We start from the raw sequence: 14514 nt of genomic DNA on the forward strand, positions 1-14514 counted from the left end.
GTGGTTCTTATGACAGTGAGCTTAGAATGACTTGGGATTGGGAGGTTAGTGGGTGTTTGGGCATGTAAGGATTTGGCGTCTTGTTTGGCGCCTTCGGATCCAGCCTCACACGCCAACCCTTCGGAGCTTTCACAGCCTCCGCAAAAACCAAAAGAGGGTTTTTACTGCGCCTGCTCCAAGCTCTGTCAGGGCTAAACGGGCGTGCTCGGCTTTTCAATTTAGAAAGGGGTTTATACAATGAGTTTAATGACAAAGTTTGAACATGGGATGGAGAAAGCGCTTGTACCGGTTGCCAATAAGCTGAATTCACAGCGGCACATTGCTGCCATTCGTGATGCTTTTATTTTAGTTTTCCCATTAATTATGGCGGGTTCTATCATCCTATTAATTAACTTCGCGGTACTTAGTCCAGACGGATTTATCGCAAAAATCTTGTTCTTGGGTAAAATATTCCCGAATCTTGCGGAGGCTCAAGCGATTTTTGCGCCAGTACTACAAGGTTCAACCAATATTATGGCCATTCTTATTACATTTTTAGTAGCACGTAATTTAGCAATTTTCTTCCAGCAAGATGATTTATTATGTGGTTTGACAGCGATAGGCTCGTTCTTCATCATCTACACGCCTTACTTAGTTGTCGATAACCAAGCATATATGACTACAAAATTCTTAGGGGCTCAAGGTCTTTTCGTAGCTCTAATCGTTGGTATTATTACAGGGGAAGTCTTCAGCCGTCTTGCACGTGCGCCGAGACTTACAATCAAAATGCCAGCTCAAGTTCCACCAGCAGTTTCTCGTTCTTTTAAAGTATTGATTCCAGTTATCTTAGTTATGATTTTGTTCTCTGTTTTGAACTATTTGATTTCTTTAATCGCTCCAGATGGCTTGCATGACCTTGTTTATACAGTGATTCAATCACCGCTAAAAGACATGGGTACGAATATTTATTCTGTACTATTACTTGGCTTTATTTCCAACTTACTATGGGTTCTTGGTATTCACGGACCAAATACGATTGCTGCGATTCGTGACACCATTTTCACAGAGCCTAACTTAGCAAACTTAAACTACGTAGCCGCACACGGTTCTTCATGGGGCGCGCCTTACCCAACAACTTGGGCAGGTCTAAATGACGCTTTTGCGAACTATGGTGGTTCTGGTATGACGCTCGGTCTTTTGATTGCGATTTTCATTGCTTCTAAACGTGCCGATCACCGCGATATTGCGAAACTTTCGATTGCACCAGGTCTTTTCAACATCAATGAACCGGTTATTTTCGGTCTTCCAATCGTGCTGAATCCGATTATGGTTATTCCGTTCATCTTTGTTCCAGCGATCAACACATTAATTGGTTACTTCTTCATTCACTTCAAAATCATTCCGCCAGTGGCCTATCAAGTACCTTGGACAACACCAGGTCCACTAATTCCGTTCCTTGGTACCGGAGGAAATTGGCTCGCATTACTTGTCGGTCTGCTTTGTCTAGCCGTTGCAACCTTGTGTTACCTACCGTTCGTTCTTGTATCTAATAAAGTAGCCGCAAGTGACGCGCAAATGGACGCAAACGCAACAGAATCAGCAGTAGCTACTGAAAAATAGGAGTTGAAAAAATTTGAAAAACCTGGCAGCATTTGATATTGGTGGAACAACCTTAAAAATGGGACTCGTTTCAAGCGAAGGCACCATTATCCAACATGAAAAAATGACAATTCCTGATTTTGATGGCGAACTAATATTAGCAGGAATTTCAGATTATACGAAAAAACATGATGTAGCGGGCATTGCAATCAGCGCGCCCGGCTACATCAACCCAAAAACTGGCTTCATCACGATGGGCGGTGCCATCCGCGCTTTCGATAACTTTCCACTTCGCGAATACCTAGAAGAAAAAACAGGTCTTCCCGTCACTGTAGAAAACGACGCGAACTGCGTTGCCCTTTGCGAAAAATGGGTCGGCGGCGCACAAGACCTAGATAATTTTCTATGTATGACCGTCGGAACAGGCATCGGCGGCGGCATTTTCATCGACGGCAAGCTGTACAGCGGCTCTAAATTCCGCGCTGGCGAATTCGGCTACCTTTTTAGCGACCGTCCAGGCAGTTTCGAACCCGGCAGCTACACAATGAACCAAACAACAACCATGCTCGTTTTGCGTCGCCAATACGCGGCACATACCGGCAAGGCGCTTCAGGAAGTCACAGGCGAAGAAATTTTTGCGGCGTACGACAATCATGACCCTATCGCTGAAAAATTGATTCACGACTTCTACACAGGTCTTTGTAGCGGTTTGTACAATCTGATTTACTGCTTCGATCCAAGCCATATCTTCATCGGCGGCGGTATCACAGATCGACCAACCTTCCTAGACGAGCTCAAACATCACATGGCCTTCTTCGGCCTTCGCGATACCGAACTCGAACTCGTCTCCCACAAAAACCAAGCCGGCCTTCTAGGCGCAGCATATCATCACCTATTACTAACTAAAATATAAAAAACAAGGCGGAAAAATTCCTGAATCGGAGCTTTCCGCCTTGTTTTCATATTTGATGTCTATTGTACGTCTTCTTCGCCATCGCTTCCAGCAAGAACAAAACCGGAATCTGCGTCGTAATATTCGTCTCATGAATCATTTCCTGCGTGACATAATACGGAATATTAATATCCGACAAGCCCGCCAACGTATTTTTGCTTGAGTTTGTAATACTAATGATCTTGCTACCATACTGTTTCATGTTCTGCGCCTGGATAATGACCTGCGGCGTCTCACCCGAAACCGACAAAATAACCATCACCGCATTATCAAATTGCTGCGCCGCGTTCGGATAAAACGGGTCCTTAATATAAAACGTCCGCTTCTGCAAATTCGAAAAAAAGCGCGACCCATACTCCGCTAAAATACCCGACGTCCCAATTCCCACAAACACGACCAGCTGCGCATCATCAATCACATCCACAGCCTTATCCAGAATCTCATCATAATCCCGACGCAACGTCCGTTCAAAAAACTCCTCCAAAACCTCAATCGTATCCGCCGTCTTCTTCTTGCCCTTTTCCTTAGAAGCCTGTTTCAGCTGCACCTTAAACTCCGAAAATCCGTCATACCCCAGTTTCCTCGTAAACCTCACAATCGAAGCCGCCGACACATGCGTCTCATCCGCCAACTCCCGCACCCGCATATACATTACCTTTTCAGGATTATCCATTATGTATCGATATAAATGCAATTCCGTCTCCGTAAACTTACTCACCACTTCATAAGGAAACATTCACAACTCATCCTTTCAAAAAATATTCGCCCATACAACCATTGCGACCAAACATTTCTACAGATACTATAAATTGAGTATACGTTAACTCCGTGTTTTTTAACAGTTTAAATATTATCCGTCAAAATTGTCAAGGTGAATTATTTCCCGGGAAATAAACTCATAATATTCCCCGAAGCTCCATCGCGTCAATCAATTTCCCATAATAATTATTCTCTTCCAACGTAAACTGGCGCATGCCAACCATCTCATCCACAGGTTCTTCCACGCCCAATTTAAATCCACGAACACGCAACGCATCCGCTTCCCCTTTAAAGAAAGCCCGAAATTCCTGCAAATTCGCCGTCACCATTCCGCCGACTTCTTCCTCTTGCAAATCAAAATCGGCCAAAGTTCCCGCAAACTTATACAAAAATACATGGCAAAACTCGCGATCCACAAAGCCAGCCGTCACATAACTCGTGGCAATCACGCCAAGCGACACCAAATCATCAAAAGTAACCGCCACACCTAACTCCTCTTTTACCTCACGAATCCCGTCCAGCACCGTCTCATCCTGCGTCAAATGCCCCGCTGCCGTTATATCATAAAGCCCCGCAAAGTCCTTCTTCTTGTCGCTGCGATATTGAATAAAAATCTCCGTCAAATCCTCCGAAACAAACCAACAATGAAATGTTTCGTGCCACAAACCCTTATGATGCACATCGTCGCGGCTCGCCGTCCCAATTTGCTGATGCTCCACATTGAAAATCTTCAGTTTTTCCACCATTCTAAGTTCCTCCTTCTATTTCTAAAAACCATCCGCACCTAACAAAAGATGCTGTCCATCACAGAACAGCATCCAATTCCCTTACAAATTCGGGATATTTTTCTTTTTCTTCAAGTAGAAACGTAATACTAGAAGCAATGCACCCACAATAACCATTGGATATGGATCCATTTCGTAATTCCAGCTTGCCGGAACAATCACTTGCACAACCGTCATAATCGTCATCCAAACCAGAATAACAACCATCGCTATCACAAGATACTTCCACGTTCCACCCTTTTCGCCTTGGCGCATAGCACCAGCGTACTTACGCAATACCATCATGGCCGCACCACCGACAAGGAATGTCACGAACAACACTGCCAAGCCAAGCGTTTGCCCTTGGAAAATCGCGCTCACACCACTAATTAGCATCATCGCACCAAGTACGAGCAAACCGCCATCTAACGCGATCCACCACTTACCAGCCGTTTCACCAACTGGCGCAGCCTTCACTGTCAAAGCTTTTACATATTCTGTAGGCGTCACATCGAATAATTTCCGAGCTGTCACACCTTGTTTCTGATTCTCAAGTATTTTCTCCGTCATTTCATAAATCATATTCGCCTGCTGTTCCTCACCGTACTGTCCCAACTCACGAAGATGCTTCTCAACTTCTTGTACATATTGCAAATTACGCTTCGTCAAATCCGACTTCATCTCGTCAATTTGCGGCTTCACTGTTTCTACTTCTGTTGTCACCGATAAAATCCTCCCTCACACTTACTTAACTCCATTATAACCTAAGTTAGCACCGAGAAGAAGCATAAATTTACAAACGCTTTCCAAAAATAAATCGCGCCCCATTCCAAACACAAATCCCCATGATCACAATAAAAATCGCGATAAACAACAAGAATCCCAGCGAATCAGACAATTTTGCAAACGTTTGAATCATATTCGCCACCAACATCCCAACAATCGAACTACCAATAACTAACATCCAAACTCGCATTTTCGGATAAACAAACAACCGCCCATTCGTCTCCAACGACTCCCGCACAACTGCCCACAAACCAATCAAAACCAACCCACACAAAACCACCACTTGCAAAACTAGCGGCACATAAGCCGGTCGAACAAACCCAAACGGCTCAAACACGCGGAAATAATCACTCCAATAACTAAGTTGCCCCGTCTTCCCATCATATACATGCTGATGCACATTCATCGAAAACTGCAAAACCACACTCGGCAACAAAAACGCACCAATCGTCAACAAAATCCCGCCAAGCGCCGTTCCACTCAAATACCCCGCCACAATCGGTACTAAAAACAGAATCAAATACGCCAGCCACGAACCCAAAATATCCATCCATAATTTTTGCAAGTCGAAATCAATGAACTCCGCTGGGACATGCGTTGTGAAGTACAGCAAACCAAGCCCTAAACTCACAAAATAGCCCACCGTAATCACAATAACCCCGAGCAACACCTTCACACCAAAAATCGCCTTTTTCGAATATGGCAACAGCGCCGTAAAATGATCCCCTCGCGTATAGCGCTCCAAAATCACCAAACAAGCCCCAAAAACCACCGAAAAAATCAAAGTCAGTGTAAATGGAACTCCTACCGTAAAACCTAGAAAGAAATATGTATACTGATCCTCGTGCGCTAGTTTCGTCTCATGCGCCAAATAGCGCACCGTCAAATCATCCTTAATCTCCTTATCCGTCATCGCAAAATCCGCATCCACCTTCTGCGACTCTAGAAACTCCGCCGAATGATAATGCGCATTATTTTCCTTCCAACTATTCGCCTCATTCACAAACCCAACCATAAAAGCCAACAAAAACGCTAAAAGAACACACGGAACCATCCAGCGAATTCCGCGCCATTCCTTATACCAAAGCCCCTTTTCTCGCATGAAGTCCCTCCTATTTTCGCATCCAAGCATTTCGATACAACACCGCATAACACACTGCCAAACATCCTAAAAACGCAATAACACTAAATATGGACAGTTCCGTAAGCGATAACGGCGTCGTTGAATCATATCTCCCATTCACCCAGAAATTAATCAGTAAAATCGCACCGCCAAAAGATATCAGCAATGCACTCGGAATGCGCATATACGGAAAAACGAAAATCTTCCCGTTACTCTCCACCGAATACCGATGATAGAAAAAGATAGCGCTGGCAATCAACAATGCAATCAAAATCATCTGAAGCACAAACGGCCCATACTTGAAATCACTATTTCCAAAAACAATAAAAACATTCATATAAGACGTCCAATTCGCCAATTTCGATAAATCAACATTCGGGTTCACTGCCTGCATAAATATCATCCAAGTCGTATAAACATAACTAGGCATAATCGCAATAACACCAATCGCCACAACGGTTGACAACAATTCTCCCATCACCGTCCCAAGAAACACAGCCAACAGAAAAATCAGCAAAAACGTCCCTAAATTCCCAATCAAGCCTAAATAAACCTTTTTCATATCTAAATCGATATATTCGCTCGGAATCACGTTAAACATATGCATCAATCCAAGCCATAAACTAATACCATATGACACAATAATACCGAACGCGCCTAATAAGATTTTTGTACCGATAATATGCACTCGTTTAAAAGGAGTCGCCAATGTAAAATGATCTTTTCGCGTGTAGCGCTCCCAAGCAACCATCGCTAAACCAAGCACCGCAACCAGAACACTCAGCGCAAAATAAGACTGTGACATCGTATACTGCGGTTGATAATGATCCCCCGGAAAACCAGTAGTAAAGTAATTCAACGTTAAACTTTCCTTCACATCCTCCGGTTTCATTTTAGCATCATCAGTACTTTGCTCCTGGTCTTTACTAAAACTATCCGACTGAAAATAATTATATTGATCTTCCCAAATACGCGTATCTGAATACAATCCCCCAGTTTGCGCATACAAAAACATGACCATCAACGCTAACAATATCCAGCGTACACTACGAAACTCCTTCAACCAAATATGCTTATTAAACAATACTCTCACCTCTATATCTCGTAGTAATCTACCTTGTCGTCTGCCAATCGAACTCTGAAAATATCCTCAATCGTAATCGCCATCTCCTGATAAAGAATTGGCTCCTCCGCCTTCAACTTATTCACAAAATCATCCGCCTGATCCGTTATTAACAACGTGAAAATCCGTCCATCACGATAGAGCAGCTGCGATTCCTGTTTCACAAACTCTGGAACCCGCTTCGTTTTAAATGCAACTTGTATTTTTAAGGCCGTGTCTCGCAATGTTTCCAAGTAATAATCCAGCTCGACCTTCGTGCCTTTCAAGACCACAACCCGGTCCGCCACCATTTCCAGCTCATCCAACCGATGCGACGCAATCAACACACTCGTCCGCCGATCCGCCACCGTCTCCAAAATAAACTGCAACAACTGCTTCTTCACAATAACATCCAGCCCATCCATCGGCTCATCCAAAAGCAAATAACGAACATCGAGCGCAAACGCCAAAATCATGAAAAACAATGCTTTCCGACCTTTCGAAAAAGACATCACCTTCACATTTTTAGGCAATTCAAAACGCGCCATCAGCTCATCAAAAAACGCCTCATCAAAAGTTGCATACACGTTTTTGTATATTTTCACGACCGATTTCACGCTATACGGATTAAAATAGTTCATATTATCTTCCAGAAAGAAAATATTCTTCTTCAGCACTGGATTCTTGCGTAAGTCAGCACCGTCCATCAGTACCCGACCCTCATCCGCCAAATAAAGCCCCGCAATAATCGAAAACAACGTCGTCTTACCAACACCATTTCGACCAATCAAAGCCGTAATCTCGCCAGGCTTCAACTCAAACGTAATATTCTCCAAAACAAGATGCCCCTCGATTTTCTTTGACACATTTTCAATCATCATTCGCTTATTCCTCCAGACGCAAATAGTGTTCCCTTACCCACGATTGCAATTGTTGTTCCTCAATACGTAATTCTTTTGCATTCAAAATCAATTGTTCCAAACTCTGTCGAAATGACGTGTGCGCTTCGCTTAACTCATGTTTTTCAAGTGGCGTAACAACGGCGCCCTCATTTTGTTTTATTTCAATAACACCTAATCGCGCCAACTCCTCATAGGCTTTTCTTACAATATTTGGATTAACCAACATGTTAGTAGACATTTCCCGCACGCTCGGCAACTCATCCCCAGGTTCGAGCAATCCCAACATGCAATGGTCTCTAATTTGCGCCACAATTTGTTCATAAATTGGAACATGACTTTGAGAATTCACAGTGTACATCCGTATCACTCTCCTCATGTTACCTATTATAACGGACGCCCTATATAAAAGTAAAGGATTACATTACAAATATTTCACTTTTGTTTCAAAAACATTTCTAAGAAAATATACATATTCCAAAACCCTTTTCTATACTATTGACCTTAATTATTGTAAGATAAGTCTATGTTACAAATAGGACTACAAGAAGGTGAAACCATGTTATGTAAAAATAACAACTTGATGACAATATTAGAAGAAAACAACGAGCTTAAGAAAATGCTGTTCGACGGTAATTTCGGGCTTGAAAAAGAAAACGTGCGTGTAGATAAGAACGGGAACTTAGCGCTAACACCGCACCCTGCCATTTTTGGCTTAAAAGAAGAAAATCCATATATCAAAACCGATTTTTCAGAAAGTCAAATCGAAATGATTACTCCCGTCAGCAACTCTGTCGATGCAGTGTACAATTCCTTGGAAAACCTGCAAAACATTGTATCTGACCGGATTCGTGATGAATATTTATGGCCAAACAGCAATCCGCCGATGCTTCCCGCTGAAGAGGACATCCCTATCGCTGTTTACCAAGACCCACAATCAGCAAGCAGATTATATCGTGAACACCTTGCCCGCGAATACGGAAAGAAAATCCAACTATTTTCAGGCATTCACTATAACTTCTCATTTTCCGATGAGTTTCTAGAAGCACTGCGCGTCGAACTTGATTGTAAATCATCACTTCAAGCATTCAAAAACCAGATTTATCTTAAAGTCGCGAAATTTTTCATGCAAAATCGCTGGTTTTTACTTTATTTAACGGGGGCAAGCCCACTTTACTTACCAGACTTTTTAAACAGCCCCGCAGCCAACGAAGTTTCACGTGAAACATCTGACTTAGCTCTGAAAAACGGCATTTCTCTACGCAATAGCCACGTTGGTTATAAAAATAAAGCGTCTCTTCACGTTAATTATGAAAGCTTCGAACAATATATAGCGAGCATTCAAACATGGATTGACAGCGGCAAAATCGACAGTATGCGCGAACTATACAACCCTATTCGACTCAAGAATTCACACACGGACCAATCACTTGCCGGTCTCGCTGAAGCTGGCGTCGAATACATCGAAATCCGTTCTCTAGATTTAAACCCATTTGACCCGAACGGCATCACAAAGGAGATTCTTCACTTCACACAACTCCTGCTCATCACCGGTCTTTTAAGTGATAGCGAGCCATTTGATAAAACACATCAAGAACAATCAGACTTGAACGAAGACCGAATCGCCATAGACGGCCTTGCGAAGCCAAATATGTATGTCGAAGGTGCAGAAATCAGTTTTGACGAAGCGGCTAATAAATTGCTTACTTCCATGGAAAAAGTAGCAACTTTAACGCAAAATGGCACACTTCTGCACTTATTAGCAGAACAACGAGACATCGCCAAGCATCCCGACAAAACAATCGCGGCCCAAATACTAGCAAATAGCGCAGGCTACGTTCCTTTTCACATGCAACAAGCGAAAACCTATTTAGACGGCAGTTTACAAAATGCCTACAAGCTTATCGGCTATGAAGACATGGAACTTTCCACACAAATCGTTCTAAAATCAGCAGTCACAAAAGGTCTGGCCATCGATATTCTAGATCGCGCCGAGAACTTCTTCCGATTGCAGAAAAAAGACCATGTGGAATACATCAAACAAGCCACAAAAACATCGCGCGACAGCTACATCAGCGCTTTAATTATGGAGAACAAAGTCGTAACCAAAGAAATCCTAGCGGAAAACGGCATCGCAGTTCCACGGGGGCAAGACTTCTCTGATATAGTGGCTGCCCGTAATAGTTTCGCGAAATTTGCAGACCAAGCTATCGTAGTGAAGCCGAAATCAACCAACTTCGGACTTGGAATTAGCATTTTCAAAGACGCCTACACCAAAGAAAACTTCGAAGAGGCTCTAAAAATCGCTTTTAGCTACGATTCTTCTATTATTATCGAAACTTACATTCCTGGTGACGAATACCGCTTCCTCGTAATCGACGGAAAAATCGCCGGTATCTTAAAACGCGTCCCAGCAAACGTAACTGGCGATGGCATTCATACTATTTCAGAACTAATCGATGACAAGAACCTAGACCCATTGCGCGGTACAGACCATCTTAAACCACTCGAAAAAATTCTAAAAGGCCCAGAAGAAACGCTGATGCTTTCGATGCAAGGCTACGAAATGTCTGATATTCCAGCAAAAGGCCAACTTGTTTACCTTCGTGAGAATTCGAATATTAGTACTGGTGGCGATAGCATCGACGTGACAGACAAAATCCACCCCTACTATCAAGAACTGGCTATTAAAGCTGCGAAGGTCGTGGACTCCAACATTTGTGGCGTTGATATCATTGTTTCACGTGAAACAATCCCTGAAGGACCACATGCGATTATTGAACTTAACTTCAATCCTGCGATTCAAATTCACTCCTTCCCTTACCAAGGAGAAAATCGCCGCATTGGTGATATTATCATAGACTTCCTTTTCAATATCAAATAGTAACCCAAAAAACAGGCTACCGTACCAACATTTGTTGATATAGTAGCCTGTTTCTGTTTTATACGTTGAATAGGAAATGAACGACATCGCCGTCTTTCATCACATACTCTTTTCCTTCTGAGCGTAGTCTTCCTGCCACTTTTGCAGCTTGTTCAGAACCATGCTCTAACAAATCATCATATGAAACTACTTCGGCGCGGATAAACCCACGTTCGAAATCAGTATGGATAACCCCCGCACAGGCTGGTGCCTTCATACCATTGCGGAATGTCCAAGCACGAACTTCTTGAACGCCCGCTGTGAAATACGTAGACAGGCCTAATAAAGAATATGCCGCGCGAATCAATTGATCCAAACCAGACTCTTCAATGCCTAGCGCTTCTAGGAATTCTGCTTTGTCTTCTTCATCCAACTCAGCAATTTCTTCCTCCGCACGTGCACAAATCACAATAACCTCAGAACCTTCACCAGCGGCCAATTCGCGCACTTGTTGTACGTATTTATTGTTATCTGGATCGCCAACTTCATCTTCACTCACATTAGCCACATACAAAACTGGTTTGCGTGTCAGTAAAAATAGTCCGCGTACAATTTTGTCCTCGTCTTCATTGAATTCTACAGAACGAGCTGGTTTGTCGTTCTCCAAGCTTTCTTTCAGCTTCACAAGAACATTGTATTCCGCAATCGCATCTTTATCTTTTTGTTTCGTCGCTAATTTCTCTACACGGCTAATACGCTTATCCACCGTCTCTAAATCTGCTAAAATAAGTTCCAAATTGATAACCGCGATATCATCTAGCGGATCAATGCGCCCTTCCACGTGCGTGATATTCTCATCTTCAAAACAACGTGTCACGTGACAAATCGCGTCCACTTGGCGGATGTGTGATAGGAATTGATTTCCAAGTCCTTCTCCTTTACTCGCGCCCTTCACGATACCTGCAATATCCGTAAATTCAAACGTTGTAGGTACTGTTTTCTTAGGTTTCACAAGTTCCGTTAACTTATTTAAACGTGAATCCGGAACTTCAACAACGCCCATATTCGGTTCGATTGTCGCGAACGGATAGTTTGCTGCCTCTACTTTGGATTTTGTAATTGCGTTAAAAAGTGTTGATTTACCAACGTTTGGAAGACCAACGATACCTGCCGTTAATGCCATTTAAATGAACTCCTTTGATCGAAAAGCGTCAACACTTTCCTCATTTTATTAAGACTAAATTTTGTCTACACCTCTATCTATTATAAAGGTTTTTCCAATAAAAAGACACAAGAATTTAACAAATGCCTAAAAACTTCACACGCTACTCCCGATATTATTGAGTTTGTTAATTTCTGTATTCATACTTTCCATCATATCTATCGACAACTCGTCCATCACTTTCACTAAACGCTTCACTACCGCATTATAATTATCCAATTCCTTCCTAAACCCTTTCGTGTCTCCTACTAATAGTTCATGTTCCATCGTACTCAAATATTTATTACTATAATTGAAAACACTCACAATCCCCTGCACTTTCTCCATATTTGCCGGGAAATAAATGCCCATTAATTCAATGTCGTGTATATATTTCTCCGTGTCATTACGGTTTTCGATGAGCCGTTCTCGAATTTTCTCACTTTCTAGCACTTGCCCTGTATCTTTGATGAAACTCATAATTTCCTCGTTTTTGTAAATTGCGGTATTCAGCAGCCCATATGTCCGCTCGATTTTTTGAAAAAGCAGTTCTTTATATAGAAATTCTGCTTGGATTTCGCGTTCTTTGCGCGCATTTAGTTCAATTTCTTCACGTAAAACGCGATTTTGTTGCTTTGTTTCGCTAAATGCTAACATAACAGCCCCAATAATTCCGAAAAAGGAGCCAATAAAGTTATACATGCCGTCAATTGTCAGTTCATTGTCGATACTTTGCATCATCACGGGGATAATAATAAATAGTAAGCCAATAATTATGATAATAATCATCAAAATATGATCTTTCACGAATCGCATCTGCCTCACCCCTTTGTCTTTGCTTCTCTATTCCCTTATCTTTGCGCAAAAAAACCGATGAAGCATATACCTCACCGGTTTTGATAAAATCTTATTTTAAGTCAGCAATATGTTTTTCTAAGTCTACACCAGTACCTTTTGCTACACGTTCAGCGAAAACTGGTTCTACTTGATAGAAATTGCGTAGGTTGCGAACTTTAATATCTTCGCGTACACCTTCCCAATCGCCAACAATGTTGTTTACCAATGCATCACGTTCAGCATCAGAGTAGCGATTCCAAACTTCACGCGCATGGCCAAAGTTATTTGGTTTTTCTTGCTCCAAACGTCCAACTTTTCCAGCAATTAGGTCTTGCTCGTCCTCTACATAACGCGGATCTTGTTTTGGCTCTGTGTCATAGCTGTTTGGCTCATAGTTAATCGAGCTCATTTGTTGCTTGAATGGCATTGCGCCGTCACGTTGGTTATTGTGAACTTCATTTTTCGGGCTATTGATTGGTAATTGCAAGTAGTTCGGGCCAACGCGGTGACGTTGTGTATCGGAATAAGAGAACAGGCGACCTTGTAATAAGCGGTCTTCTGAAGGCAAGATTCCTGGTACTAATACGCCTGGGTTGAAACCAACTGATTCTGTTTCGGCAAACACGTTCTCAGGGTTGCGGTTAAGCACCATTGTACCAACATGTTCATATGGGAATACATCTTCAAACCAATCTTTCGTTGCATCCAGTGGGTTGAAATCAAATTTATCAATGTCCGCTGGGTCAAGTACTTGAATAAACAAGTCCCACTCAGGGAAATCGCCGTTTTCAATCGCTTCATGAAGATCGCGAGTCGCATGGCTGAATTCTTTTGCTTGGATTTGTGATGCTTGGTCCGTAGACAGGTTCACGATACCCGCTTTTGGCACCCAACGCATTTTGATATAAACTGTTTTGCCTTCTTCGTTTGTCCATTTGAACGCATGAACACTAGAACCACGAATTTGGCGGTATGAAGCTGGCGTTCCTTCGTCACTGAATAAATATGTAATCATTGTTGTAGCCTCAGGAGTCAAGCTGATGAAGTCCCAATAACGATTACCATCTTGCATGTTTGTGCTTGGATCTGGTTTCAGCGAATGAATAACATCCGGGAACTTAATAGCATCGCGAATAAAGAATACAGGCAAGTTATTACCAACAAAATCGTAATTTCCCTCTTCTGTATAAAATTTCACGGCAAAACCACGCGGATCACGCAATGTTTCAGGAGAATGTAAGCCATGAATAACTGTAGAAAAACGAGCAAAGACTTCTGTTTGTTGTCCTTCTTTTTGTAAGAATCCCGCTTTTGTATACTTCTTCATGCTATTCTTCACTGTGAAAACACCATGTGCCCCAGTTCCACGAGCATGTACAACACGTTCAGGAACACGTTCACGATCAAAATGCGCCAACTTCTCAATTAACACGTAATCTTCTAGCAAAGTAGGTCCGCGACGTCCCGCCGTCATCGAATTCTGGTTATCACCGATTGTAACGCCTTGGTTTGTTGTCAATTTTTTACTCATCTAATATCTTACCTCCGTTTTTTATAATTATTATAAAGTAATACTAACTCTATTTTACAAAACATATGCTCGGAAAACAACTATTAGCTCTTGTGGGGGCAAGATCTCTTTTAATTGTG

General features: G+C 42.4%; 13 protein-coding genes. 3 read left to right on the forward strand and 10 right to left on the reverse strand.

Annotated elements, in window-relative coordinates; translation table 11 throughout:
- Window positions 1-237: 237 nt before the first annotated feature.
- Together EP57_RS05140 and EP57_RS05145 are read left to right on the forward strand one after the other, a co-directional pair.
- On the forward strand, window positions 238-1599 hold the full coding sequence (locus EP57_RS05140; protein ID WP_036084773.1) for a PTS sugar transporter subunit IIC: 1362 nt from the start codon (window positions 238-240) through the stop codon (window positions 1597-1599).
- A gap of 13 nt (window positions 1600-1612) precedes the next feature.
- Window positions 1613-2491: an ROK family protein gene (locus EP57_RS05145; protein ID WP_277619744.1), complete on the forward strand. Its 879-nt coding sequence runs from the start codon at window positions 1613-1615 to the stop codon at window positions 2489-2491.
- A gap of 46 nt (window positions 2492-2537) precedes the next feature.
- Here EP57_RS05145 and EP57_RS05150 read toward each other — a convergent pair whose 3' ends face one another.
- The 7 genes from EP57_RS05150 to EP57_RS05180 form a co-directional block, all read right to left on the reverse strand.
- Window positions 2538-3266: a MurR/RpiR family transcriptional regulator gene (locus tag EP57_RS05150; protein ID WP_036084775.1), complete on the reverse strand. Its 729-nt coding sequence runs from the start codon at window positions 3264-3266 to the stop codon at window positions 2538-2540.
- Between the two features lie 160 nt (window positions 3267-3426).
- Window positions 3427-4035 carry an NUDIX hydrolase gene (locus EP57_RS05155; RefSeq protein WP_036084777.1) on the reverse strand — a complete coding sequence of 203 codons (609 nt, stop codon included), beginning with the start codon at window positions 4033-4035 and terminating at the stop codon, window positions 3427-3429.
- Window positions 4036-4116: 81 nt separating this feature from the next.
- Window positions 4117-4776, reverse strand: coding sequence for a DUF1129 domain-containing protein (locus tag EP57_RS05160; RefSeq protein WP_036084778.1), 660 nt, complete (start codon window positions 4774-4776; stop codon window positions 4117-4119).
- A gap of 70 nt (window positions 4777-4846) precedes the next feature.
- Window positions 4847-5941 carry an ABC-2 transporter permease gene (locus EP57_RS05165; protein WP_036084780.1) on the reverse strand — a complete coding sequence of 365 codons (1095 nt, stop codon included), beginning with the start codon at window positions 5939-5941 and terminating at the stop codon, window positions 4847-4849.
- A gap of 10 nt (window positions 5942-5951) precedes the next feature.
- Window positions 5952-7055 carry a hypothetical protein gene (locus EP57_RS05170; protein WP_143812827.1) on the reverse strand — a complete coding sequence of 368 codons (1104 nt, stop codon included), beginning with the start codon at window positions 7053-7055 and terminating at the stop codon, window positions 5952-5954.
- Between the two features lie 2 nt (window positions 7056-7057).
- Window positions 7058-7945 (reverse strand): ATP-binding cassette domain-containing protein, encoded by an 888-nt coding sequence (locus tag EP57_RS05175; RefSeq protein WP_036084785.1) that lies wholly within the window; start codon window positions 7943-7945, stop codon window positions 7058-7060.
- A 4-nt stretch (window positions 7946-7949) separates the two neighbouring features.
- A complete protein-coding gene (locus tag EP57_RS05180; RefSeq protein WP_036084788.1) occupies window positions 7950-8324 on the reverse strand; it encodes a GntR family transcriptional regulator in 375 nt (124 codons plus the stop codon).
- A gap of 198 nt (window positions 8325-8522) precedes the next feature.
- On the opposite strand from EP57_RS05180, the gene gshAB reads away from it, so the two are divergent.
- Window positions 8523-10847: a bifunctional glutamate--cysteine ligase GshA/glutathione synthetase GshB gene (gene gshAB / locus EP57_RS05185; protein ID WP_036084790.1), complete on the forward strand. Its 2325-nt coding sequence runs from the start codon at window positions 8523-8525 to the stop codon at window positions 10845-10847.
- Window positions 10848-10905: 58 nt separating this feature from the next.
- Here gshAB and ychF read toward each other — a convergent pair whose 3' ends face one another.
- The 3 genes from ychF to EP57_RS05200 all read right to left on the reverse strand — a co-directional run bounded on the left by ychF (window position 10906) and on the right by EP57_RS05200 (window position 14395).
- Window positions 10906-12009 carry a redox-regulated ATPase YchF gene (gene ychF, locus EP57_RS05190; RefSeq protein WP_036084791.1) on the reverse strand — a complete coding sequence of 368 codons (1104 nt, stop codon included), beginning with the start codon at window positions 12007-12009 and terminating at the stop codon, window positions 10906-10908.
- Between the two features lie 135 nt (window positions 12010-12144).
- Window positions 12145-12843: a hypothetical protein gene (locus EP57_RS05195; protein WP_036084792.1), complete on the reverse strand. Its 699-nt coding sequence runs from the start codon at window positions 12841-12843 to the stop codon at window positions 12145-12147.
- 91 nt (window positions 12844-12934) lie between these two features.
- The gene (locus tag EP57_RS05200) at window positions 12935-14395 is read right to left on the reverse strand and encodes a catalase (RefSeq protein ID WP_036084793.1); all 1461 of its coding nucleotides are present in this window, start codon (window positions 14393-14395) and stop codon (window positions 12935-12937) included.
- Window positions 14396-14514: the final 119 nt, after the last annotated feature.

The organism is Listeria booriae (assembly GCF_000766865.1).
Taxonomy (GTDB): Bacteria; Bacillota; Bacilli; order Lactobacillales; family Listeriaceae; genus Listeria_A; species Listeria_A booriae.